Here is a 25,225-nt window from a genome sequence, read left to right as displayed (position 1 = left end):
TTATTTATAAGTTTCTGTTGCTTGCCACCACACTGCCATCAAACAGATGCACCGTCCGATGGGCAAAGGAGGCGTCGTGTTGCGAGTGGGTCACCATGATGATGGTGGTGCCCTCGCCGTTCAGTTCGCTCAGCAGCTTGATGACCTCGGCGCCGTTCTTCGAGTCGAGGTTACCAGTGGGCTCATCGGCGAGGATGAGCTTGGGGTTGGTTACCACGGCACGGGCGATGGCCACACGCTGCTGCTGTCCGCCCGAGAGCTGCTGGGGGAAGTGCTGCGCCCGATGGCTGATGGCCATGCGCTTCAGGATGTCGTTCACGCGCTGCTTGCGTTCGGCGGCACGAAGCCCCAGATAGGTCAGCGGCAGCTCCACGTTCTCGAAGACGTTCAGCTCATCTATCAGGTTGAAGCTCTGGAAGACAAAGCCTATCTTGCCTTTGCGGACGCGGGTGCGGTCCTTCTCGTGCAGGTTGGCCACCTCCTGCCCCAGCAGCTTGTAGCTGCCCGAGGTGGGATTGTCCAGCAGGCCGAGGATGTTCAGCAGGGTGGACTTGCCACAGCCCGACGGGCCCATGATGGCTACGAATTCGCCCTCGTCTACATGGAGGTTCACTTGGTTCAATGCGACGGTTTCTACTTCCGACGTGCGGAATACTTTACTAAGGTTGTTGATTTCGATCATAATGGTATAAAATGAAGAATTAAGAATGAAGAATGAAGAATTGGGGATGAAGATTTAGGAAAGAAGGATTCGTGCCGCAGGGCAAATTCTTCATTCTTCGTTCTTCATTCTTCATTGAAATAAATTTTATTCGCTCTTGATGCTCAGCACAGGGTTCTCGTTGGCGATGCGCCACGACTTCCATAGCACGCAGCCGGTGATGACGGCCAGCACGGCCACGCCTATCAGCACATAGACAGCGGACGACATCGACGCCTGCGCGCTGAACATGTCCATCCACAGGGAGTTGACGTACCACGATGCCGCGATCCCTATCACCACCGCAGGCACGGCCACATAGAGCACGTCGCGCCCCAGCAGGCGGAGGATGGACGATGCCTCGGCGCCGTTCACCTTGCGGATGGCTATCTCCTTGCTTCGGCGCTGCACCTCGTCGGCCGTGTAGCCCAGCAGGCCCATGAGCATGATGAAGAACATCACCACGCCCGCCACGGCGGTGGCGTTGCGAAACACGCGGACGGGGGTTGTACAACATATTCATCCCCTCTTCCATCGAAGTGAAGTCGATGGTCTTGTCGGGGAAGGCCTCGGCGGCATCTTTCGTCAGGCGTTGCAGGTTCTCGGCGAAGGGCTCCTTCAGCAGGAAGTGCAGGCCGTTGTTGAACTGCCTGGACATGAAGCCTATGTAGGGCATCGGCTCGGCATAGAAGCCATTTATCTGAAAGTCTTTCAGCACACCCGTCACGGTAGAGGTTTCGCCCATCGTGTGGACAGTATGGCCCACGGCATCCTTCCCCCACTTCATCAGGTTGACGAAGGTTTCGTTCACCACCACCTCGCTGTTGTCGCGCGGCAGGCGGCCTTCCTTCAGCTTCATGCCCATCAGGTCGTAATAGTTGCTCATGCAGGCGTCGAAGCGGGCGGAGAACAGGCTTTCGCCGTTTTCCCCTGTGATGAAGCAGCCGCTATACCCATCCAGCGGATTGCCGTAGGCGGAGGATAGGTCTTCCACATAGGGCAGGCTGCGGAAGAAGTTGTAGGCATTGTCGCACTCCTTAGCCGTTTTGAATGGCAGGTAGGTGGCTACGATGCGCTCCGTGCTGAAGCCCATGTCCTTGCTCATGACGAAGTGGTACTGCATCATCACCATGCACATCAGGCCGCAGATGAAGGCCACGCCCGCAAACTGCACGAACAGCAGGGGGCGTTTCCACCCCTTCTTGCCCTCCGTGTAGCGGCGGAATACTTGCGTCACAGGGATGCGCGCAAAGAGGCGGCCCGGCAGTACGCCCCCCACCAGCAGGAGCACGCCCACCGTGGCGGCAGGCACCCACAGGCGGCTGCCCTCGAAGAGGTTCGTCAGCTTGGTGGCGGCCGTATCCTCCACAAAGTCGCGGAAGCTCCACAGCAGGAGGAACATGACGCCCAGCGCCAGCGCCACCACCATCAGCGTCTCCAGCATGAACATGCCGAAGATGCCTCCGCCACTGGCTCCGCTGCACTTGTGCACGCCCACCATCTTGGCCCTGCGGCTCAGCGAGGAGATGGAGATGAGGGCGTAGTTCAGGGCGGTGATTAAGAGGATGGACAGGCCCAGCGTCAGCATGATGGTGAACATGCGGCGCACGTCGTCCTGCTGGCGGAAGGTGTCGCGCAGGGGCTGCACATAGGCCGTGTAGCTCCAGCTGTCGCGGGCGGGCAGGTACTTCTCGGTCATCTTCTTCATGCGGGCGTTGAGGGTTTCCACATCCACCCCAGGGCGCAGGCGCACGTACTGACAGTAGGAGTCGCCTCCGTCCCACGAATAGTTCATCTGCTTGGCGGCCCAGGCGGGAGGCAGCGAGATGACGGCATCGGCCCCCACGGTCGTATTGTCGGGCAGGTCGGCAAAGGTACCCCGCACGGTCAGATCGCGTTCGTGGTTGTAGCTGATCACCTTTCCGATGGGTTCCTCACCGCCGAACATCCTTTCGGCCAGGCTCTTGCTCAGATAGATGACGTTGGGCTGCTGGAGGTCCTGCACAGGGTTGCCGCTCAGCACCTCGATGCCCATCGTCTGGAAGAAGAGCGAGTCGGCGCAGATTTTAGACTCGTTGAAGCGGTGGTTGCCATAGTAGAGCGGCCACGACGCCAGGTAGCGGTTGGTGCAGGTCGCCATTTCCACTTCTTTGGGAAAGTTTTCGAAGATGGCGCCCGCCAGCGGCCCCATGTTCATGTTTTGCGGTTCGTTCTTCTCATTGTTCAAGATGAACATGGACCACACCTGATAGATGCGGTCGTAGTCGCGGAAGCACGTGTCGTAACTCTGCTCGTAGGCCACGCGGGCAAAGAGCAGGATGCTCATGGCAAGTCCCAGACCGAGGGAGATGACTTTGAAGGGAATGCTCCCCTTCCCTCTGAGCAGGGTCTGGATGACGTAATGGATTTGTCTCATGCGTATAACGTTTTTTAGTTGTTTTCTACCCATTTATAATGCAGAAAGTGTGCCAAAAACGTTATACATCTGACAATCAACAGATAAGCTTTCTTTAGCTTGGAACGGAGTGTCTAATTATTGGACACTGGTGTCTAATTATTAGACAACCCGGCCGCAAAAAACAAAAGTGCAGCAAAGCACGCTCAAAAGCGACTTGCTGCACTCTTCTCAACTATTAATTTACAAAAGTGTGGTTTTCTTCTCCTTAAAGTATGCTTTTCACTGTCTCAAGCATACCTTTCTCCTGAATAGAATTCAGGAAGGCAGTCACCATGTCGGTCAGGCCAGGGATGGTGTTCAGGTCGCCATGCTCGCCCCAGATAAGGTCCTTGGCAGCCAGTACGCCTTCGGCCACGCGGCGGGTGTCGCCTGTTGCCCAAAGGTCCTTGAGCAGCTGCATGATTTCGGGTGCGTCGTTGGGCACGATTTCAGCACCGTCGGCACGTACACCGCCCTTGTAGTAGGTGATGATGGCGGCCAAGCCCAATACCAAGCCTTTCGGCAGTTCGCCCTTGCGCTCGAGGTAGGTCTTCAAGCCAGGCAGGTCGCGCGTCTGGAATTTTGGGAAGGAGTTCAGCATGATGCTCGTCACCTGATGGTCCACGTAGGGGTTGTTGAAGCGCTCCAGCACGTCGGAGGCGAATTTCTTCAGTTCGTCCATGGGCAGGTTGAGTGTCTGCATCAGCTCGTCGAACTGCACCTTGTGGATGTACTTGCCGATGACGGGGTGGTTGCAGGCGTCGCGCACGATGTTCACGCCGCTCAGGTAGGCCACGGGCGAGAGGACGGTGTGCGGGCCGTTGAGCAACGTCACCTTGCGTTCATGGTAGGGAGCCTCGCTCTTGACGAAGAGCACGTTCAGGCCGGCCTTGTCGGCGGGGAACTCGGCGGCCAGCTGACGCAGAGAGAGGTTCTCGGCGGCCTCGATGACCCACAGGTGGAAGATTTCGGCCTGCACCACGAGGTTGTCGGCGTAGCAGATCTTTTTCTGGATTTGCGCAATCTCCTTGCGGGGGAAGCCCGGCACGATGCGGTCCACAAGCGTGGCGCACACGTAGCAGTACTTCGTGAACCATGTCTTGAACTTCTCATAGTCGGCGCCGAAGTCGTCCTTCCACAGCTCGATGTACTGATAGATGCATTCCTTCAGGTGGTGTCCGTTCAGGAAGATCAGCTCGCAAGGCATGATGATAAGACCCTTCGTCTTGTCGCCCTTGAAGGTCTTGAAGCGGCGGTAGAGCAGCTGGGTCAGCTTGCCTGGATAGGAAGAGGCAGGCGCGTCGGTAAACTTGCAGTTGGGGTCGAAAGCAATGCCGGCTTCGGTCGTGTTGGAGATGACGAAGCGGATTTCAGGCTGGTCGGCCAGGGCCATGAAGGCGGCGTTCTGCGTATAGGGGTTCAAGGCGCGGCTGATGCAGTCTATGCGCGTCAGGGAGTTCACAGCCTCGCCGTTCAGGCGTCCTTGCAGATTGACGTGATAGAGGCAGTCCTGGCCGTTGAGCCATTCTACCATACCCTTCTCGATGGGCTGCACGACTACGACACTGCTGTTGAAGTCGGTCTTCTGGTTCATGTTGTAAATGATCCAGTCTACAAACGCGCGGAGGAAGTTACCTTCGCCAAACTGGATGATTCTTTCGGGTGCTGCGCTCTTGGGAGCCGTCAGCTTGTTCAATGCTTTCATATTCAATGTATATTTTAAAAGTTTTGATATATATATTTTTTATTCGAACTCGAAATAATAGTCGATGTTTTCCTTGATCAGCACATCGATGGGCATGTATTGTGTCGTCGTGACAGGCCGTTTGAACACCATGTGCGTACACAGAGCCTTCACCCCGCAATAGCCCTGCATGGCAGGTCGTTGCCCTATCAGGTAGTCTACCTCGCCTGTCTTCAGCCGCTCCACGTTCTTCTTCAGCAGGTCGTAGCCCACGAGCCCTTCCATGCGCCGGCCTGTGGCGTGCAGGTAGTCGGCCACCTGATAGACGCGCGAATTGAACACCACGCCCAGCACTGCCTGCGGGCACTGGTCGAAGAATCGGTCGAGCGTACGTCGGTTGGCGTCGGCATCTTTCTTGTCGAGCAGCACGTCGTGGACGGTAAGCCCCACATGGTTTTCAGTCAGGTATTGCATGAATCCCTCCAGCCTGCGCTGCATCTGTATCTCGGCAGGGCTCTGCTTCTGGTTGTTCAGGAAGAGGGCCAGCTCCTGCCCCTGCTTGAAGTGCTGCATCAGTATCTTGGCGGCGATGTATCCGCTCATGCGCGAGTCCTGTCCGATGTAGCACAGGGCATGTGTCTGTTCGATGTTGAAGTCGATGAAGGCATAGGGCGTACCTTTCTGCTCGAGGGCAGACGTGAGCTTCAGGGTCTCTTCGCGAAAGTTGGGCGCCAGCAGCACGGCGTCACATTCTTCGCCAAGCACCTGCGTACAGGCCTGGCTGTAAGAAGCCTCGTCGGCGTGCAGGTAGTGCAGGTAGCTCACCGTCACGTTGTAGGGCGCCAGCTCCTGCGCGGCGCGGTCGATGCCTCCTGCCACGGCATACCAGTAGTCGTAGGCTATATAATAAGGTATGATGCAGACAATGCTGTAGCGTTTCTTCGCCGCCAGGCCGATGGCAAACATGTTGGGCTGGTAGCTGATCTCGTCGAGCACCTTGCGTACTTTCTCCAGGCTGGCCGCCGACACGTCTCCACGATTGTGCAGCACGCGGTCCACCGTTCCGGCCGATACACCCGCCATGCGGGCGATGTCTTTTATGGTATAGTTCTTGTTTCCCATCTCTGCTTCGCTTTTTATAGGAATGAAGGGCGGTTTGCCTAAAACTTAAATATTATAAATATTCGTCGCAAAGATACGAAATATTTTGTTTCTCCAAGTAAAATATCTACTTTTGTGTTCGATAACGGTTAATAAAACTAAAATCACAATCAACCTCTATTCTATTTACAATCAGAGCTATATAGGTATATAGAGAGAAAGTAACATTTTTAGATACTTAAAACACATACGTTATGAAGAAATTTATGGATGAAAACTTCCTGTTGCAGACCGAAACTGCACAGAAGCTCTACCACGAACATGCGGCCAAGATGCCGATTATCGACTACCACTGCCACCTCATCCCCAAGATGGTGGCCGACGACTACCAGTTCCGTTCGCTGACCGAAATCTGGCTCGGAGGCGACCACTACAAGTGGCGCGCCATGCGTACCAACGGCGTAGACGAACGCTACTGTACAGGCAAGGACACTACCGACTGGGAAAAGTTCGAGAAATGGGCCGAAACCGTTCCCTATACCATGCGCAACCCGCTGTACCACTGGACCCACCTCGAGCTGAAGACCGCCTTCGGCATCGACAAGGTGCTCAATCCCCAGACCGCCCGCGAAATCTACGACGAGTGCAACGAGAAGCTGAAACAGCCCGAATACTCTGCTCGTGGCATGATGCGCCGCTACCATGTAGAGACTGTCTGCACCACAGACGACCCTGTCGACTCGCTCGAATACCACATCCAGACGCGCGAGAGCGGCTTCGAAATCAAGATGCTGCCCGCTTGGCGTCCTGATAAGGCCATGGCTGTCGAGGTGCCTGCCGACTTCCGCGCCTATGTAGAGAAGCTGGCCGAAGTGAGCGGCGTTGCCATCTCCACTTTTGACGACATGATCGCCGCCCTGCGCCGTCGTCACGACTTCTTCGCCGAGCAAGGCTGCCGTCTGTCCGATCACGGCATCGAGGAATTCTATGCCGAAGACTATACCGATGCCGAAATCAAGGCCATCTTCAACAAGGTGTATGGCGGCAAGGAATTGACGCAGGAAGAAATCCTGAAGTTCAAGTCGGCCATGCTCGTCATCTTTGCCGAGATGGACTGGGAGAAAGGCTGGGCACAGCAATACCACTACGGCGCCATCCGCAACAACAACACCAAGATGTTCAAGCTCCTGGGCCCCGACACAGGTTTCGACTCCATCGGCGAGTTCACCACTGCCAAGAAGATGGCCAAGTTCCTCGACCGCCTGAACACCGAAGGCAAGCTGACCAAGACCATCCTCTACAACCTCAACCCCTGCGCCAACGAAGTGATCGCCACCATGCTGGGCAACTTCCAGGACGGCACGTGGCCGGGCAAGATCCAGTTTGGTTCGGGCTGGTGGTTCCTCGACCAAAAGGATGGCATGGAGAAGCAGATGAACGCCCTGTCACTGCTGGGCTTGCTGAGCCGCTTTGTGGGCATGCTCACCGACTCGCGCTCGTTCCTCTCCTACCCGCGCCACGAATACTTCCGCCGCACGCTGTGCAACCTCGTAGGTCGCGATGTCGAGAATGGCGAACTGCCTGTCAGCGAAATGGATCGCATCAACCAGATGATCGAAGACATCTGCTATAACAACGCAAAGAACTACTTCCAGTTCTAAGGCCGGACATCGCTTTTTTTCACCACCGATTACTCGGATTTTCACAGATTATCCCCCATCGTCCGAAAAGGAATCTGTGTCCATCTGTGTAATCGGTGGTGCTTTTTTCTATGAAACGCGGCTCATTTCACTCTCCATTCTCACTTCACCGTAATCCACACCCCTTCGCCCCGCTCCTTGGCTTCGACGATGAGCTGCTTCAGCAGGCGGACGTAGAGCGTGGAGCACTCCAGCTGGCGCGTTTCTTCGTTGTACTCGCCCACGAGGATACACCCCTCCGTGTCCGCAGGCAGGTTGCCCGCATGGATGCGGATGCCCTCGAAGAAGGGTACGTTCAGCAGCAGGGGCAGCCACTTGCCGAACTTGGGGCTAAGAGTGATTACCACAGGATAGCGCCCTTCGGGGATGGCCGTACAGCCCTTCACCTTGCGTTCTTTCTTCAGGTCGCGCCACGTGGGTTCCATCGTGTCGCACATCTCTTTTCCGTCCACAGCCAGCACGCCCAGCGTGCAGCCTTTCCTTTTAGTAGTTCTTGTCAGTGTCAGTTCCATCTTTTTTGAATTTTAGTTTACTGTAATTGTAATTCGTAATTCTCGCAATATAGTTTCGGTAGCCCCACTGGTTCAGCATATTTTGCGTACCTTTCTCGTCCATACCCGCCTGCAGACGTACCTCCACGGCCTCCCTATAAGAAAAATTGTCGGGCAGCAGCTCCAGCAGGTTGCGCGGCCCCTTCTGTTTGTTGGGGTTAGCCGCCTGCGCTTCTTCAATAGCGGCCCCGAAGAACTCCATCTTGCAAGCCAGGTCGTACTGCAACGACCAGCGGATGAAGTCCTCGAACGTCTTGTCCCACTGGCAGCCGTTGGCTACATAGAGCACGCACGCCTTCAGCCAAGCGATGACGTTGGCGCGAAACGAGAGGTTCTCGTACACGCGGCTCTGCGAGAGGCGGGCGAAGTCGGCGCACTCTTCCTTGAGCTTCTGCGCGAGCTTATAGGCCTGCGGGCAGTCAATCAACCCTTGCGCTTTGACGAGGTTCTCGATGTAGGGGCGAAGTTCCTCGTCGAAGGCGGCGTCATACGTGCCATAGACGGGCATGTCCGCGCCGATTTCGCGCTCGGGGATGGTGCAGAAGTTGATACGACTTATCGGCCCATCGGTCAGCACACGACTGAAATAGCGCTTACCTTTCTGAATGGTCGTGGCAGCATTCCAGTTGAAGCGGATAGTCACCTTCTCCGTCACGCTCTGCACGCCCACGCGCGTCTGTCCGTAGCGGTTGCCGGGGTCGAAGGCCAGGCACATGATTTGGAATTGTTGGCCGCCCCGTCCACTTCCACGAAGCGCGTCGAACTGGTCAATCTCGTTCAACTTCGTGTAGAGGAAGTGCCCGTCGGCCTCAGCCATGCGCATCACGAAGGCAGGGTTCGTCATGTCCGCGTCAATCTCTTGGATGATCAAGCCTTCGGGTCGCTGGCGCTTGTCCTTGTTGGCGCCCTTCGAGGTGACTTCGTTCTTCCACTCCCGCTCACGGCGTAGGTTGTCCTCGTCGCGTCGGCGGATGTCGGCCATGATACGGTTGATGGGTTCCGAGATGCAATCCTTGCCCGCGCCTGTGCCTGCCATGAGGACATTCATCAGCGTGGCTTCGTGCTCCACGTTGTCAATGTATTTAAACCTTACGCGATGCAGGTGCGCGCCCAGCGAGGGGAAGACGGCATGCGCTACGGCTGCCTTGTAGACATCGGGCGTGCGGCTCACCAATAGTTTGATTAGAGCAGGTAAGCGCTTGGGTAATGAAGAATGAAGAATGTCGGCTTCGCCTCCGAATGAAGAATTTTCATCCTCCGCAGGCCATTCTTCATTCTTCATTTTTCGTTCTTCATTTTCAATCGCTTGTCGCATCATCTTCGGCATCGCGTACCATCTGGCCGAGCAGGCGGAGTGTATCAGTCCCTTCATCTCCTCTTCGGAGAGGCCGTAGCGGGGCATCACTTGCAGGAGCAGCGCCTCGTCGTTGTCGACGATGTAGCGCAGGTGCGAGGCCAGGCGATGGAGCTTGTCGTTGCGCTCGCCCTGCACGGGTTCACCACCTGCCAGCTTGAACCATTGTCCGATAATTTCCGAATAGGGTATCCCCTTAAACTTTGGTAATGAAGAATGAAGAATGTCGGCTTCGCCTCCGAATGAAGAATTTTCACCATCCGCAGGCCATTCTTCATTCTTCATTTTTCGTTCTTCATTTCCCAAAGATTCTTCATTTCCCAAAGATTCTTCATTCTTCATTCTTAATTCTTCATTAAACAGCCTCTCCTCGTCAAGGTAGAGCACATACCCCTCTGGCACCACGAACGACGAGCGCGCATAGTCCTTCACACTGACGTCATAGTTTTCGTCGCCCATCTGCTGGGACATCCACCGCTGCGCCTCGGCCAGGTCCATCCCCGCGGGGATGATGAAGAACAGCCGCAGCCCCTCGGTGCTGGGCGTGATGTGGGCCAGCACCACGTAGCGCATCACACCCCTGGCCTCCAGCTCCTGCCGCTTCTCCTCCCAGTAGCCGCGGGGATTGGGCAGGTGGTCCACGTCGTACATCGACAGGCCGCTGGGCACGGCGTCGGCGTTCAGTCGCCGCCCGTTGCGAAACGTGGCGTGCGGCGTGAAGATGGGCAGCCGCTTCTTCAGCCCCGCTTTCACTGTGTCATACTCTTCCTTCGTCAGCTCGCCGCGACGCAGCCGCTCCAGTCCGTCCGCTATCTCGGCGCAGACCTCCGCCACCAGCTCCGAACGCATCGCCTGGTGGAACAGCTCGGGGGTGCATTCGCGCACCACCCGGCTTTTTACGTTATTGCTTATTCCGAACTTCATTGCACTTAATGGATAATTGATAATGGATAATGGATAATTTTTCAGAACTCGGTGTCGAACACGCGATCCACAAAGTCACTCGCCTGTCGGCTTTCGTCCATGATTGCGTCTGCGGGCGTGATATCCGCCTCGTCCAAGGCGATGCGCAGGGTCAGCCGCACATGGCTGTCGCCCACGCTGGCCCGTCCGTGGGGCAGTTTGATATACTTGTTGCCGGGCCTCGACGCGCTGCGGCGGTAGGCGTTAAAGTTTCCCTCCGTGGGGCTCACCAGTCCCAGACTGCCTTCCAGACGTCCGTTTCCGTTCACTAAAGTCTTGTAAGCTTCGTCGCTCAGCTGAATTTTTACGTTCATAGTCGTGTCAATTTTTAAAATGTTGTGAATAGGTTGTATAAAAAATCTCCCGCAACCAAGGGGATTGTTTTTCCCTTGATTGCAGGAGCAAAGTTAGTGTAGGTGAAGCAGATTTACCTACTACGTAGGTGCTACGGCGTAGTACCTACATTTTATATAAAACATTGATTGATAGACGTATATAAATGGCTGTTTTTTTAGATGCAGCTGTGTCGTCACTCTTCCATTACCCTCTTCACCCGATCCATGAACGCCGTCGTCTTGCGCTGTCCCATTCCCTGGTTATACGCCGTGCGTAAGGTTGCCGACTTCATATTCCACAACCGTCCGAAGGTCTGCCAGGGTGTGGACAAGTGCAGCCGGTCGGCCAGCAGGGAGGCCAGTACGCCCTTCTCCGAGCCCGACAGCCCTAGCGGCCTCCAGCATTCGTCCACGATGCCGGCGGCTGTCAGTTTCTTCAGCAAGGCTTCCGCCTCCTGCGTCTGTAGCTGGGGTGGCATGTCGTACTCCTCCTGTGGTGTGGCAAGAGCTGCGTCCCTCCCTTCATCCTCCGTTGCCTCCACGTGCATGTCGCCCTGCACGATGGTCTGGAACTTGATGTCCGTCATCTGGCAGCGGTCGAAGTAGATGCCACCGTAGAAGTTCTTCACTTCCGTCTGTTGTTGCTTGTTGTCTTCCATGTCTGTTGTCAATTTTGGGGTAAACTTTGGCTGGCAGGCTCCGCATGGATGCTGACACCCTTTATCTGGTTTCCGCTGAAGTGGTTGGCGCCTTCGTAGTAGTTGTACTGCGTGTGTGGCGCCCGGTCGACAGGCTTCTTTATGGCCCTGTCCACCCGTTCCACATGCTCTTTGACGCATTCCGAGTACTTCATGGTTGTCAGGCACGAGAGGAGCGCCACCAGCCCCGCTTTGCTGAACACCTCCAGCGCCCTGTCTATCAAGGCGACCATCAGCTTCGACCCGGGTTCCACCTCCACGGCTGTCTCTATCTCCGTCCGGCAGAGGTCGAAATCTTCGGGCATCACCTGCGGCTTTTCGGCTTCACCCGACGGAGATGTACCGGGTGGACACTCTTCCCTCAGGTTGCAGTAGGATGTCTCGATGCATTCCAATATCTGCAACCGCTCGTTTTTCTTGTTCCAACGGAAGATGATTTCCTTGATGTATGCGCAGTTGAAATGGTCCGTTGCCAGCATCCAGTCCTCGGTTGTCATGTCGGCACACACATGATGAGCCGGCTCTGGCAGCGGAGCGTCCACATCGAAACTTGCCAGGTTGAACACATGATCCCAGTCGGGCGCTCTCAGAAAACCCAGAAACCAAGGTCTCGATCGTTTTCTCTCTTTCTGCCACAGAATGACAAATACGCTGTGAAAGAATGTAGAAGGCTTCCCGTGCTCGTCCATCAGATGTTTTTCCCTCAATATCTGCAAATGTTCCACAGCCTGCTCGATGGGTATTCTCATCAGGCACAGCGCCGCATAGACCAACGACAGACACAGTTGGGTGGCAGAAGAATCAGACTTCAGGTGCCTGCTCCGAAAGACGTACCCCTCCCAGATATCTTCTTCGTCAGCATGCTTCACCAGAAAAGCCCGCATACTCTGCAAGTATACTTCATTCAAAACCTCTATGGCGGGGATGGACAGTTTATGTTCTTCTTTTAAAGTCCGGAAGATGGAATAAATTTCGTTCCACAACTTGTTGTCACCGATAAGGTGGTCGATGTCTGCAAATTTACGACAGACTATTGATCGATATTGAAGATATGCTTTCATAGTTATGCCCTCCCTTATTTTATGTTTGTCAACAAATATACAAATCCTATTCAAGTAAACAAAGCTAAATGCGGTTTTTAACACAACATTTTAATAGTCTATTACGAATTACAGATTACAGTTAGCTAAAATCGAAATGTGCGCGCCACTTATACAGTTATATTATATATATATATATTTATATATATAATATAAAATTCTGTACACACTCTTTCAAATCGAAATTCACTTACTGTAATCTGTAATTCGTAATAGCACGCTGTCTTTTTCCTGGATTCAAAACAGCCCTTACGAATTACAGATTACAGTTTCCAAACAATCTTTTCATGCTACTTCATAAAGAGTGCAAACGAAAGAGAACATCATGCCATCTGTAGAAAAACAATGCTTTCCGCGCGCGAAATTATCGTTTTATGTACTGTAAATCAATGCATTATTATTATTAACACAATTCACCCGTTTCGTTAACACATTTTCACCTCCCAGCGGTCGTTTTTATTTGGTCGGCCGGAAAAGAGCCCTTATCTTTGCCTTTGTGAATGAGGAATGAAGAACGAAGAATGAAGAATTTGCCAGCGGCCGGGGCACGATCAATTTTCAATTATCCATTCTCAATTCTCAATTAACTAAACACAATTTAAAACAACAAAGCTATGTCAACAATCGGAACATTGAAGTACAGACGTTACGCGGCCAAGTCGCCGCAGGATCCCGACGCACCCGCCAAGTGGTACGCCCGCGCCGTGCAAGACCGCACGGTAGAATTCGAAGACTTCGTCACCCATATTTCTGAACACAACTCGCCCTACTCGCGCGGCGTCATCCACGGCGTGCTCATCGACATGCTCGCCTGCCTCAAGGAGCTGGTGCTCGACGGCAAGAGCGTCCGCCTGGGCGACCTGGGCCTCTTCTCCGTAGGCATCTCCTCGAAGGGAGCCGAGACGGCCGAGGCGTGGACCACCAGCCTCATTACGGGCGTCCACCTGAACGTGCGCAACACCAAGACCTGGAGCAACGCCGAGTTGCGCAAGTCCGCCCGCCTGACCGAGCTGACCGTCTACACCGCCGGCGGCGCCCTTGAAGAAGACACTACCCCTGAACCCGAGCCCGGCGGCGAGGACGAAGAAGAAGGAGGCAGCCCGCTGTAATCATGGAGAATGGATCATGGAGAATTGAAAATTAAGAATGCGGCCGAAATTAATTATCAATTCTCTATTTTCAACTTACGAAGCATCTAATTTTCAACTTTCAATTTTCAATTCTCAATTAAAGAAGATGGACAAGAAAACAATTTGGAAAACCATTATCCAGACGCTGGTCACCATCCTGACCGCTATTGGAACTACGCTGGGCGTCACCAGCTGCATGGGGCTGTAAACGAAGCGCGCAGCCCACGACAACACAAGCACGAAGTAAAACACCCGCTGCCTCAGAGATGAGGGGCGGGTGATTTGTTTGTATTCGTCTGAAAAATTCGCTTTATTCCAACTGTTTCCGATAAACCGAATCCAGCGTATTTCCGTCTTTATCCTTCCAGATTATCCAACCATTATTGTTACTGCCAATACAAAAATCGGCAGCCGTACTGGGACTTGAAAACGTTATATCAGACGCCATAACATAGTTTCCGTTTTCCACCACCCCATATTCTTTCACCATTTTCTCTCTCTTCTCCTTCCAACTGAAAGAAGGAACGCAACCATTTGCCACAAGACTGCCCTTCAAGACGGTAAAGCCCGACGAATGGTAATAGCCCCTTGCGTTGCATCCGCGCCCTTTCGTGTAGAACAAATGTTCTTCCTTGGGCTGGGCTATGTCGAAGATGTTGCACCCCATAAAGGAAGCCAAGAACTTGATATCCTCGAAAAACTCGTCCATAGCGTCCCGCTGATGCTCGGGCAGGTTGGGTGCCTTGGGAATCTGCTTGTTCTCGCCAAGGACAAACGTATTCGCCTTTTTCGCCTCGGCGATGGCTTTGTGCTCCAGATATTGCACGTCCGCCTTCGTCATGTCCTCGTCCTTCGAAACGAAGATGAGAGCCTTTTGCCAAAACGCCTTCTTGCTGTCGTGGTCCTTCACGCGCTCCTTGAAGTTCTCCGTCTCGCCGATATAAGCCTGCGGCTTGGTCGCTTCATCCTCTCCTATCAATATGTAGAAAGCCGGCTTCTGTAGTTTCTCCTGTTCGTTCAGGTAAGACAGGTTGGAGCGCGGCACTACAAACATCTGACAAATCTTGTTGCTGATGAACGAGTATTGCGTGCCCTTGGGGTCGCCGTCAATGAGGTAGGTGGTTACTGTTTTACCCATATATTTTTACTATAACATAAATATTTCATCCCATAAATATTGCGAATTTTCATCTGCAAATGCCGATGACAGCAACAGATACAGGCATCCCATAATATTTCAGTTTATAACACATCTTTGATTGTTCCGATTAAATCTTTCACAATCTCAAGATCTGCATATATGCCACAGAGCTATCGTGTTAGGTGCAAACAAAAATAGAAAACTTTTTTTCAAAGAGCCTTATAATAATCGCTCCTTTTATTAAAACGTATCCTCAATATGCTGCGCAATGACAAATGACAATTACAGTTAGCTGAAAAGTGATGAAAGGAGAATGCAGTCAATGCTTGTTCCACACTATTTCATCTTTAAACTCTGCCTCCAAATGATTGTCGCGGATTACCCAATACTTGAAGCCCAACATTTCTTGCTCGATGGACAATTCGGCCGCCACCAAAGCCCGATTGGCCGGTGTGGGCTCCATCAGGAATGTGTTGACTTTCTCCAAGAAGCGGTTCATCTTCTGCTTGGCTTCATCAAAGAAACGTTCTTCCTTGATGACACGCATTTTCTTTTTGCCATTATAGAAAACGTGCAACATTCTTACCGTATTCTGATGGGGCACGTCATCAATCGTTGTGACAAAGGAAGCCTTGTTACTGCTGAAGTCTATCCGCTGTTCTATTTCGTCTTCTATATTCGTATCGAGCGGATACAGATTATCATCAAACGAGCTGGATTTCTTTCTGTTACAATATCCGCAAGCCATGAATAAGTTTGACCATTCTTTTTGCAACTTAGAATATTTTTCTTGACTTCTCAAATGTTCGATTTCAAAATCGGTACCCAACTTGCGCTCACAAATATAACATTTCTCGTGTTGGTCCTCCAGTAATTGCGCCTTTACGTCCTCTCCATCATATTGGGAGGTAGTCAACAAAGAGGACGGAACATTCTCGCTCTTTCTTACCCTGATCATGCCAACGCTGTTTTAAGAACCGACGCATATCTGTTTTTGATTATCATATAGGCCCCCACCAAGTTGGGCGAAACCGACTCCGGCACTTTGTCCAAATCTTCGACAAGCTGCTTGATGTCATATTTGTCTGAATCGGTCAGGTCGGTTTTCTGCAACAGCGATTCCAGCCGCTCCAGCTGCATCTGCATATAGCTGGACTCGGAGGATACTCCGAAATAGCCTTCGGCCAAAGCCTCGTAAGAGTATTGGGTCAATTCATTGATGGTTTCCCTATGCTCCAAATCGAATGCCACGGCGTTGTCCAACGAATTGAGTACAAATGGCGAGTGCGTCGTAATGATGAACTGTATGTTGGGGAACACCTTCGTCAGGAAAGGCATAATCATCTTTTGCAGTTCCAGATGCAAATGAGTTTCCACTTCGTCTATCAATACGATTCCTTTCTTCTGATAGGCACGCGTCAAGCTGTCTTTTGCCTGCATTTTCAGAATCAGATCGACCACAATATCCAAGATGGCGGCATAACCATCGGACACTTCCGTAAACTTGAATTCCTTCCCTTCCGTCAGGATACGAAAACTATAATCCTTATAGTTGAACTTCAAGTGCAGATCTTTATCTTGGAAAATTTGGCAAAGAAGTTCCCCAAAATCAATAAACCATTGATTGATTTCTTCCGCATCTTCCATCTGATTTTCATTGCGGGCCAATGCTTCTTGAATCTTCAGGTCGGACAAGAAGTTCAGGAATTGATCAGTAACTGTAGCCCTTACCCCACCATGCGTGTTATAGACTGGCTTAGTAGGGTTCTTAGGTTCAACCATTTGAGGTTTTCGGGCGGCCTGATAGAATGCGACTATAAAATCATCTTTGGAAAAATCGGTGATAAATTCCCTGATGTCAACAAAGTCAATGCGAATACTGTTCTCAATACCTCCATATTTAGCCAAAGAAGAATGGAAAAATTTTCTAAATCGTTCTTCTTGTGGGTTAAGTAACATCAAATATGTCGCAGGACTACGTTTTATTCCTTCCATCTGATTGGCTATCGCATTCAACAACACCGTTTTACCACTACCATTCTTACCCGTTATCATCAAGTGCGGCGTCTGTTCATCGGCAATGGGTATATCGAAGTCCTTCAGATGGAACAATTCGTTGACATGTATATTCTTAATGAAGTAATTCATACGTCTATTCTTTTAATTCATCAATTGTTATCACAAATGCGATTCTTTACAATTATCTATAATATCGTTTATCCACTCTGCAAAACGTGGGCATTTGTTCCACTTGGAATAGTCCTTATCTTCTTTATGGAGGTTGTTGAAATGCAAAATTAGAAAACTTTTTCAAAAGCCCTGCAACATTGCTCCCTTTTTATTGAAAACGTGTCCTTATCTGCTCTCCGCAATTACAAATTACAATTACAGTTAGCCAAAATGAATTTTAAGATTCTTCGCTGCACTCAGAATGACGCGCCCCTCCCCACTCCTGCCCTCTCATCCCCTCAGAACTTCAGGTAGAACTCGCCCGTCAGGCGGCGGTAGTCGTCGGAGTAGTCGCCACCCGCCTGGTGGATGTAGAGCGTATCTTCGGCCACAGGGCCCAGCCGTCGGCCGTAGGTGACCAGCACGCGGCGGGCGGGCTTGCCTGCCTTGGTGTAGACGTGCGTGCGACGCTGGGGATACAGGCCCTGCATCCAGGCGGCGTCTTCGGCCGCACGCTCCACCTCGCTGGGGATGACGATGCTCACCACTCCGCCCTCGCTCAGCAGACGGGCCGAACGGCGGAAGAGCAGGTCGTAGTTCAGGCCACCGGCATGGCGGGCGGTGTTGCGCTGACGGTCGGGGCACGGCAGGGCATCGACGAAGTAAGGAGGATTGGAAACAATCAGATCGAACCGGCCATCGGGCTGGAAATCGTTGAAATCGGCACAAACCACCTCTATCCGATCGGGCCAGGGCGAACCGGCCACGTTCTCGGCCGCCTGCGCAGCGGCAGGGGCGTCTATCTCGACCGCCGTCACGCGCAGATGGGGGTTGCGCTGGGCCAGCTGGAGGGCGACAAGGCCCGTGCCTGTACCTACGTCGAGCGCCGTATGTACCTGGTCCACAGGCGCCCACGCGCCCAACAACACGCCGTCGGTGCCCACCTTCATGGCGCAGCGGTCGTGGTGTACAATAAATTGTTTAAACAAAAAAGACGAGTCGGACATATCGGTTGCGGTTATTGTGCGGCCAAAATTAGTGAAAGACGAAGGAATAATGCATGCGAAAGCGGCTGTTTTTTGTCTTTTTAAAGAATTAGGGGCCGATTAATAGAAAGAAATAGCGTAAATTTGCAACTGCTTTGTGAACTCCCACAAGAGAGTACTAACTTAACATGACAGAAATGAAGAAAAGATTTTATATGGGTGACGACGAATCGCAGGGCGGAAAGGGCTTTTCCGTCATTGCCGACTTCGAAGGGAATGAAGAGCAGATTATGGATGTCGATATCGACAACGTATTGCCCGTGCTGCCGCTACGCAACATGGTGCTGTTTCCAGGGGTGCTCATGCCCGTGTCGGTGGGCCGCAAGTCGTCGCTCCGACTGATACGTGACGCTGAAAAGAAGGGACTGTACATCGGCGTGGTGTGCCAGAAGGTGGCCGACACGGAAAACCCGCTGATGGACGACCTGCACGACATAGGTACGGTGGCCAAGGTGATCCGCGTGCTGGAGATGCCCGACCAGAGCACCACCGTCATCCTACAGGGAACGAAGCGGATGCAGCTGAAGGAAATCGTAGAGACCACGCCCTATCTGCAGGGACACGTGACCACCATCAACGAGGAGCTGCCCGAAAAGAACGACAAGGAATTCCAGGCACTGGTCGAGGCTTGCAAGGACCTCATCGTGCGCTACATGCGTACGTCGGAGATGTTCTCGCAAGACCCTTCATTCGCCATCAAGAACATCAGCAACCCCATCTTCCTCATCAACTTCATCTGCACCAACCTGCAGCTCAAGAAGGACGAGAAGATCGAACTGCTGCGGATGAACTCCCTGCGCGAACGGGCCTACCACTTGCTGGAAATACTGAACCGCGAAGTGCAGCTGGCCGAAATCAAGGCATCTATCCAGATGCGTGCCCGCGAGGACATCGACCAGCAACAGCGCGAATACTTCCTGCAACAGCAGATCAAGACCATTCAGGACGAGCTGGGCGGAAGCACGCAGGAACAGGAGATAGCCGAAATGCGCAAGAAGGCAGAGACGGTGAAGTGGAGCGACGAGGTGAAGGCCACCTTCCTGAAGGAGGTGGACAAGCTGGAGCGCACACACCCGCAGTCGCCCGACTACAGCGTGCAGCTGAACTACCTGCAGACGATGCTGAGCCTGCCGTGGGGCATCTATACGACGGACAACCTCAACCTGAAGAACGCCGAAAAGACGCTGAACAAAGACCACTACGGACTGGAGAAGGTGAAGGAACGCATCCTGGAGCACCTGGCCGTGCTGAAGCTGAAGGGAGACATGAAGTCGCCCATCATCTGCCTCTATGGCCCTCCAGGCGTGGGAAAGACGTCGCTGGGACGCTCGATAGCCGCCGCGCTGAAGCGCAAGTACGTGCGCATGTCGCTGGGAGGTGTGCACGACGAGGCCGAGATACGCGGACACCGTCGCACGTACATCGGCGCCATGCCGGGACGCATCATCAAGAACCTGATCAAGGCGGGATCGTCGAACCCTGTCTTCATCCTCGACGAGATAGACAAGGTGAGCGCCGACCGTCAGGGCGACCCGTCGTCGGCCTTGCTCGAAGTGCTCGACCCTGAACAGAACTCGACCTTCCACGACAACTTCCTCGACGTGGACTACGACCTGTCGAAGGTGATGTTCATCGCCACGGCCAACAACCTGAACACCATCCCCGGCCCCTTGCTGGACCGCATGGAGCTGATCGAGGTGAGCGGATACATCACGGAGGAGAAGATCGAGATTGCCCGACGCCACCTGGTGCCCAAGGAGCTGGAGAACAACGGACTGAAGAAGACCGACGTGAAGCTGCCCAAACAGACGCTGGAAGCCATCATCGAATCATATACACGCGAGAGCGGCGTGCGCGAGCTGGAGAAGAAGATAGGCAAGATACTACGCAAGGTGGCCCGACAGTATGCCACCGAGGGAACGCTGCCAAAGGCGGAGATCAAGCCCGAGGACCTGTACGACTATCTGGGCGTGGCCGAATACACACGCGACAAGTATCAGGGCAACGACTATGCGGGCGTGGTGACGGGCCTGGCATGGACGGCCGTGGGCGGCGAAATCCTCTTCGTGGAGACGAGCCTGAGCCGAGGCAAGGGCGGACGCCTGACGCTGACGGGTAACCTGGGCGACGTGATGAAAGAGTCGGCCATGCTGGCGCTGGAGTATATCAAGGCACATGCCTCGCTGCTGGGGCTGGACGAGGAAATCTTCGACAACTGGAACATACACATCCACGTGCCCGAAGGCGCCATACCCAAGGACGGACCGTCGGCAGGCATCACGATGGCCACTTCGCTGGCTTCGGCCCTGACGCAGCGCAAGGTGAAGGCCAACCTGGCCATGACGGGCGAAATAACGCTGCGCGGCAGGGTACTGCCCGTGGGAGGCATCAAGGAGAAGATCCTGGCTGCCAAGCGCGCAGGCATCAAGGAAATCATCCTGAGCGAGGAGAACCGCAAGAACATCGACGAGATTCAGGACATCTACCTCAAGGGACTCACCTTCCACTACGTGAAGGATGTGAAAGAGGTGTTCGCCATCGCACTGACCGATGAAAAAGTGGCCGATCCCCTCGACCTGACTGTCAAGAAAGATAAGGAACAAAAAGAAGAAGCATGAAATTCGAATTACAATATACCGACAGCAAGACCAATGCCCGTGCAGGCCTGATAACGACCGACCACGGGCAGATCGAAACTCCCATCTTCATGCCTGTAGGCACTGTGGGCACCGTCAAAGGTGTGCACCTGACGGAGCTGAAGGAGGACATCAAGGCGCAGATCATTCTGGGCAACACCTACCACCTGTACCTCCGTCCGGGCCTCGACGTGCTGGAGAAGGCAGGCGGCCTGCACAAGTTCAACGGCTTCGACCGCCCGATGCTGACCGACAGCGGTGGCTTCCAGGTGTTCTCCCTTTCGAGCATCCGCAAGCTGCGCGAAGAGGGAGCCGAGTTTTGCTCGCACATCGACGGCAGCAAGCACATCTTCACGCCCGAACGCGTGATGGACATCGAGCGTACCATCGGGGCGGACATCATGATGGCCTTCGACGAGTGTACGCCTGGCGATGCCGACTACAACTATGCCAAGAAGTCGATGGAGCTGACCCATCGCTGGCTGGACCGCTGCATCGCGCGCTTCAACGAGACGGAGCCGAAGTATGGCTACCACCAGGCGCTGTTCCCCATCGTGCAGGGCTGTGTGTATCGCGACCTGCGCACGCGCTCGGCCGAGTACATCGCCTCGAAGGGGGCGGAAGGCAACGCCATCGGCGGACTGGCCGTGGGTGAGCCTGTGGAGAAGATGTACGAGATGATCGAGCTGGTGAACGACATCCTGCCCAAGGACAAGCCCCGATACCTGATGGGTGTGGGTACGCCCGTCAACATATTGGAGGGCATCGAGCGCGGCGTGGATATGTTCGACTGCGTGATGCCCACCCGCAACGGTCGCAACGGCATGCTCTTCACAAAGGACGGTATCATCAACATGCGCAACAAGAAGTGGGAGACCGACTTCTCGCCCATCGAGGCTGACGGCGCCTCCTACGTGGACACGCTCTACACGAAGGCCTACCTGCGCCACCTCTTCCACGCGCAGGAGCTGCTGGCCATGCAGATAGCCTCCATCCACAACCTGGCCTTCTACCTGTGGCTGGTGGGCGAGGCACGCAAGCACATCATTGCAGGCGACTTCGCGACTTGGAAACCCATGATGGTCAAACGAGTATCTACTAGATTATGAAAAAACTGAAAGGCATACGGATGCCGAAACTGAATGTCAGCATATCCAGGCTGACAGGCGGATTTCTGCGGCGGCTGGACATGTACATCATCAAGAAATTCTTGGGAACGTACATTTTCGCCATCGCACTGATCATCTCTATTGCGGTCGTTTTCGACTTCAACGAGAAGCAGGACAAGTTCATGTCGCACGACGCTCCCTGGAACGCCATCATCTTCGACTATTACCTGAACTTCATCCCCTATTTTGCCAACCTGTTCAGCCCGCTGTTCGTGTTCATTGCCGTCATTTTCTTCACCTCCAAGCTGACAGAAAATTCGGAAATCATTGCCATGTTTTCCTCGGGCATGAGCTTCAAGCGCATCTTGCGCCCCTACATGGTTTCGGCCGGCATCATTGCTGTTGCCACCTTCTGGCTGGGAGGATACGTCATTCCCAAGGGCAGCGTGACGCGCATCAACTTCGAGGACAAGTATTACAAGCCACGAAAGGCAAACTCGGCACGAAACATCCAGCTGGAGGTGGACACGGGCGTCATTGCCTACATCGACCGCTTCGAGAACTATCGTCAGACGGGCTACCGCTTCTCGTTGGACAAGTTCAAGGACAAGCAGCTGGTTTCCCACCTGACGGCCCGCAGCATCACCTACGACACGACTGCCTATCATCGCTGGACCATCAAGGACTATATGATACGCGAAATGGACGGAATGAAAGAAAAAATCACGCATGGGGACAGGATAGACACGACGCTCTTCATGGAGCCTGCCGACTTCCTCATCATGAAGAACCAGCAGGAGATGCTGACCAATCCGCAGCTGAGCGAATACATCGACCGACAGAAGCAGCGAGGATTTGCCAATATCAAGGAGTTCGAAATCGAGTATCACAAACGCATCGCCATGTCGTTTGCCTCCTTCATCCTGACATTGATTGGAGTCTCCCTGTCGTCCAAGAAGACCAAAGGGGGTATGGGACTTTATCTGGGTATCGGATTGGGACTAAGCTTCTCGTACATCCTGTTCCAGACCATTGCGTCTACATTTGCCGTCAATGGCAATGTGCCGCCCATGATCGCGGTATGGATCCCCAACATCCTGTATGCCTTCATCGCATTCTATCTGTATAAGAAAGCACCTAAATAAAAAGAGGTATAGAAACATTGAAGCCCCTCCAGTCCTTGTGTCGCCACAAGCGCTGGAGGGGCTTTTTTGTTGTATTCATTTCCTCTTATCAACCACTCTCCTCCTGTCAGACCGATTGGAACAATCAGTTCAGATAGGACGAAAGCTCAGCAGCAGAGATGTTTTTGGCAATAATCACACCATTATCATCCAGTAAATAGTTTGTAAAACCACGACCTAAACGGTATTGTTTAAAGAGGTCGGAGTTTTCACCATCCGTTTCTACAAAACAGACGGGAGTAACTATTTGGTCCTTACGAATGGTTTCTTCGAATACGGAACGATATTCATCGAACGAAACGGAAACCATTTCCACATTTTGATTGGAGGCCGCACGAAGCACATTGCTCAAACTTGCGTTTTGCATACGGGACTGCGCATCATAACTGGCCCAAAAGCTCAATAACACGTATTTGCCTTTCAGATTTGAAAGTTCGTGTTGTTCATCAGACATAGATTGGATTTTAAAATCAGGGGCTATGTCACCCACATTCAAACCTCCCGTAGGTTTGTCTTTTGATACAAAAGAAGTCAAGGAACTAACTAGTAATACAACAAAAATCCATTTTACATATCTCATGCAATACGGTTTTGGTTAATACTATCCGGGACTGTCGTTCGTGACAGTGATTTCTTCCCGGAACATTGTCTCTCAGGCCTCTCCTACCAAAAGAGCTCTGATAGTCAAAGCCTTTAATCTGAAATCGGCTGCAAAGGTACGTATTTCTCAAAGTATAATCCAAACAAACAAGTAATTTTCTTACTTTTTAAGGGTCATTTTTTATGTTATTTAGCATATTTTGCCCCACAAACAGGCTTGGGCAAAAGGAAACGGATGCGTCTCGACAAAAAAATCAAGTAAGCTTGTTTTTCCTCTTTTCTACATTTATATTATCTTTGCGTCCAAATTGAGATGAAGCATGAAGTTTTCTGAATTACCCCTGAACGACAGCGTTCTTGATGCGCTCGACGCCATGCGCTTCGAAGAATGTACTCCTATACAAGAAAAATCAATTCCAGTAATACTCGAAGGAAGAGACCTGATAGCCGTGGCACAGACGGGAACAGGCAAAACTGCTGCCTATCTGCTGCCCGTACTGAATCGTCTTTCAGAAGAAGAACATCCCGAAGATGCCATCAACTGCATCGTGATGGCGCCTACACGCGAACTGGCCCAACAGATAGACCAACAGATGGAAGGCTTTTCTTATTTCATGCCTGTCAGCAGCGTAGCTGTATATGGAGGAAACGATGGCATCTTGTTCGAACAGCAGAAGAAAGGGCTTACGCTGGGAACCGATGTGGTGATAGCAACCCCAGGCCGCCTGATAGCCCACCTGAACTTGGGTTACGTAGACCTTTCGAAGGTATCTTATTTCATTCTGGACGAAGCCGACCGCATGCTCGACATGGGTTTCTACGACGATATCATGCAGATTGTGAAATACCTCCCCAAGGAACGTCAGACGATCATGTTCTCCGCTACCATGCCTGCCAAGATACAGCAGCTGGCAAAAAACATCCTGAACAACCCCGCAGAGGTAAAACTGGCCGTATCCAAACCTGCTGACAAAATCATACAGGCCGCCTACGTCTGCTATGAGAACCAAAAGCTGGGCATCATACGCAGCCTGTTCGCAGAGGAGGTCCCCGAGCGAGTTATCATCTTCGCTTCCTCGAAAATCAAGGTGAAAGAAGTGACAAAAGCCCTGAAGCAGATGAAACTGAACGTAGGCGAAATGCACTCCGACCTGGAGCAGGCGCAACGCGAAGCCGTCATGCACGAGTTTAAGGCAGGGCGCATCAACATCCTGGTGGCGACCGACATCGTGGCGCGTGGCATCGACATCGACGACATCCGCCTGGTCATCAACTTCGACGTACCCCACGACTGCGAAGACTATGTGCATCGTATCGGACGTACTGCCCGTGCCAACAATGACGGTGTGGCCATCACCTTCGTCAGCGAAAAGGAGCAGACTAACTTCCACACCATCGAGAAATTCCTTGAGAGGGATATCTATAAGATTCCTGTTCCGGCCGAACTGGGTGAAGCGCCCGAATACCAGCCGCGCAACAACGAAAAAGGTGGACGAAAACGAGGAGGAGGTAAATCGCATAGAGGCGGACGAAAAGGCGCTGGCAACAAAGGGAAAAAAACGAATAAAGAATAATCTTTGCTTTTTA

20 protein-coding genes and 1 pseudogene are annotated in these 25,225 nt (G+C 52.8%); 7 read left to right on the top strand and 14 right to left on the bottom strand.

Annotation, left to right across the window (positions count from 1 at the left end; all coding sequences use genetic code 11):
• Positions 1-4: 4 nt before the first annotated feature.
• The 4 genes and pseudogenes from BQ8005_RS02270 to BQ8005_RS02255 all read right to left on the bottom strand — a co-directional run bounded on the left by BQ8005_RS02270 (position 5) and on the right by BQ8005_RS02255 (position 5,943).
• Positions 5-682, bottom strand: coding sequence for an ABC transporter ATP-binding protein (locus tag BQ8005_RS02270; RefSeq protein WP_075316899.1), 678 nt, complete (start codon positions 680-682; stop codon positions 5-7).
• A 126-nt stretch (positions 683-808) separates the two neighbouring features.
• Positions 809-3,116 (bottom strand): annotated as a pseudogene (locus tag BQ8005_RS02265) (ABC transporter permease).
• Between the two features lie 247 nt (positions 3,117-3,363).
• Positions 3,364-4,842 (bottom strand): tagaturonate reductase, encoded by a 1,479-nt coding sequence (locus tag BQ8005_RS02260; protein ID WP_075316898.1) that lies wholly within the window; start codon positions 4,840-4,842, stop codon positions 3,364-3,366.
• A gap of 39 nt (positions 4,843-4,881) precedes the next feature.
• Positions 4,882-5,943 carry a LacI family DNA-binding transcriptional regulator gene (locus BQ8005_RS02255; RefSeq protein WP_021848098.1) on the bottom strand — a complete coding sequence of 354 codons (1,062 nt, stop codon included), beginning with the start codon at positions 5,941-5,943 and terminating at the stop codon, positions 4,882-4,884.
• 233 nt (positions 5,944-6,176) lie between these two features.
• Here BQ8005_RS02255 and uxaC point away from each other — a divergent pair, with 233 nt between their 5' ends.
• Complete coding sequence (gene uxaC, locus BQ8005_RS02250; RefSeq protein ID WP_075316897.1) at positions 6,177-7,583, top strand: glucuronate isomerase; 1,407 nt, start codon at positions 6,177-6,179, stop codon at positions 7,581-7,583.
• Positions 7,584-7,723: 140 nt separating this feature from the next.
• On the opposite strand, the gene BQ8005_RS02245 is transcribed toward uxaC, so the two are convergent.
• From BQ8005_RS02245 to BQ8005_RS02225, 5 genes are all read right to left on the bottom strand, one after another.
• Positions 7,724-8,134, bottom strand: coding sequence for a DUF5675 family protein (locus BQ8005_RS02245; RefSeq protein WP_075316896.1), 411 nt, complete (start codon positions 8,132-8,134; stop codon positions 7,724-7,726).
• A complete protein-coding gene (locus BQ8005_RS02240; RefSeq protein ID WP_075316895.1) occupies positions 8,106-10,451 on the bottom strand; it encodes a BT4734/BF3469 family protein in 2,346 nt (781 codons plus the stop codon). Before BQ8005_RS02240 ends, BQ8005_RS02245 begins: the two co-directional genes overlap by 29 nt.
• Before the next feature lie 41 nt (positions 10,452-10,492).
• Complete coding sequence (locus BQ8005_RS02235) at positions 10,493-10,804, bottom strand: hypothetical protein (RefSeq protein ID WP_075316894.1); 312 nt, start codon at positions 10,802-10,804, stop codon at positions 10,493-10,495.
• 215 nt (positions 10,805-11,019) lie between these two features.
• Positions 11,020-11,484, bottom strand: coding sequence for a hypothetical protein (locus BQ8005_RS02230; RefSeq protein ID WP_075316893.1), 465 nt, complete (start codon positions 11,482-11,484; stop codon positions 11,020-11,022).
• Between the two features lie 8 nt (positions 11,485-11,492).
• Positions 11,493-12,584: a hypothetical protein gene (locus BQ8005_RS02225; protein WP_075316840.1), complete on the bottom strand. Its 1,092-nt coding sequence runs from the start codon at positions 12,582-12,584 to the stop codon at positions 11,493-11,495.
• A 653-nt stretch (positions 12,585-13,237) separates the two neighbouring features.
• Here BQ8005_RS02225 and BQ8005_RS02220 point away from each other — a divergent pair.
• Positions 13,238-13,732 (top strand): HU family DNA-binding protein, encoded by a 495-nt coding sequence (locus BQ8005_RS02220; RefSeq protein ID WP_075316841.1) that lies wholly within the window; start codon positions 13,238-13,240, stop codon positions 13,730-13,732.
• Between the two features lie 127 nt (positions 13,733-13,859).
• Positions 13,860-13,961: a smalltalk protein gene (locus BQ8005_RS17305; protein ID WP_159436189.1), complete on the top strand. Its 102-nt coding sequence runs from the start codon at positions 13,860-13,862 to the stop codon at positions 13,959-13,961.
• A 102-nt stretch (positions 13,962-14,063) separates the two neighbouring features.
• On the opposite strand, the gene BQ8005_RS02215 is transcribed toward BQ8005_RS17305, so the two are convergent.
• From BQ8005_RS02215 to BQ8005_RS02200, 4 genes are all read right to left on the bottom strand, one after another.
• Positions 14,064-14,891: a GIY-YIG nuclease family protein gene (locus BQ8005_RS02215; RefSeq protein ID WP_075316892.1), complete on the bottom strand. Its 828-nt coding sequence runs from the start codon at positions 14,889-14,891 to the stop codon at positions 14,064-14,066.
• A gap of 322 nt (positions 14,892-15,213) precedes the next feature.
• Positions 15,214-15,852: an HNH endonuclease gene (locus BQ8005_RS02210; protein ID WP_075316891.1), complete on the bottom strand. Its 639-nt coding sequence runs from the start codon at positions 15,850-15,852 to the stop codon at positions 15,214-15,216.
• Complete coding sequence (locus tag BQ8005_RS02205) at positions 15,849-17,042, bottom strand: AAA family ATPase (protein WP_075316890.1); 1,194 nt, start codon at positions 17,040-17,042, stop codon at positions 15,849-15,851. Before BQ8005_RS02205 ends, BQ8005_RS02210 begins: the two co-directional genes overlap by 4 nt.
• 320 nt (positions 17,043-17,362) lie before the next feature.
• Entirely contained in the window at positions 17,363-18,070 is a 708-nt protein-coding gene (locus tag BQ8005_RS02200) for a tRNA1(Val) (adenine(37)-N6)-methyltransferase (RefSeq protein ID WP_075316889.1), read from the bottom strand.
• 176 nt (positions 18,071-18,246) lie between these two features.
• Here BQ8005_RS02200 and lon point away from each other — a divergent pair, with 176 nt between their 5' ends.
• Genes lon through BQ8005_RS02185 form a run of 3 tightly spaced genes read left to right on the top strand, consistent with a single transcriptional unit; the run spans position 18,247 to position 22,999 of the window.
• The gene (gene lon, locus BQ8005_RS02195; protein ID WP_075318848.1) at positions 18,247-20,727 is read left to right on the top strand and encodes an endopeptidase La; all 2,481 of its coding nucleotides are present in this window, start codon (positions 18,247-18,249) and stop codon (positions 20,725-20,727) included.
• On the top strand, positions 20,724-21,854 hold the full coding sequence (gene tgt, locus BQ8005_RS02190) for a tRNA guanosine(34) transglycosylase Tgt (RefSeq protein ID WP_075316888.1): 1,131 nt from the start codon (positions 20,724-20,726) through the stop codon (positions 21,852-21,854). Before lon ends, tgt begins: the two co-directional genes overlap by 4 nt.
• A gap of 20 nt (positions 21,855-21,874) precedes the next feature.
• The gene (locus BQ8005_RS02185; protein ID WP_075318850.1) at positions 21,875-22,999 is read left to right on the top strand and encodes an LptF/LptG family permease; all 1,125 of its coding nucleotides are present in this window, start codon (positions 21,875-21,877) and stop codon (positions 22,997-22,999) included.
• A gap of 124 nt (positions 23,000-23,123) precedes the next feature.
• Here BQ8005_RS02185 and BQ8005_RS02180 read toward each other — a convergent pair whose 3' ends face one another.
• Positions 23,124-23,618 (bottom strand): TlpA disulfide reductase family protein, encoded by a 495-nt coding sequence (locus tag BQ8005_RS02180; protein WP_021848481.1) that lies wholly within the window; start codon positions 23,616-23,618, stop codon positions 23,124-23,126.
• 340 nt (positions 23,619-23,958) lie between these two features.
• Here BQ8005_RS02180 and BQ8005_RS02170 point away from each other — a divergent pair, with 340 nt between their 5' ends.
• Positions 23,959-25,212: a DEAD/DEAH box helicase gene (locus tag BQ8005_RS02170; protein WP_075316887.1), complete on the top strand. Its 1,254-nt coding sequence runs from the start codon at positions 23,959-23,961 to the stop codon at positions 25,210-25,212.
• The last annotated feature ends 13 nt before the right edge of the window (positions 25,213-25,225 follow it).

Source organism: Bacteroides togonis (genome assembly GCF_900130135.1).
GTDB lineage: Bacteria > Bacteroidota > Bacteroidia > Bacteroidales > Bacteroidaceae > Bacteroides > Bacteroides pullorum.
Note: the sequence above shows the minus strand (reverse complement) of the source record. Positions and strands in the feature narration are given on the sequence as shown.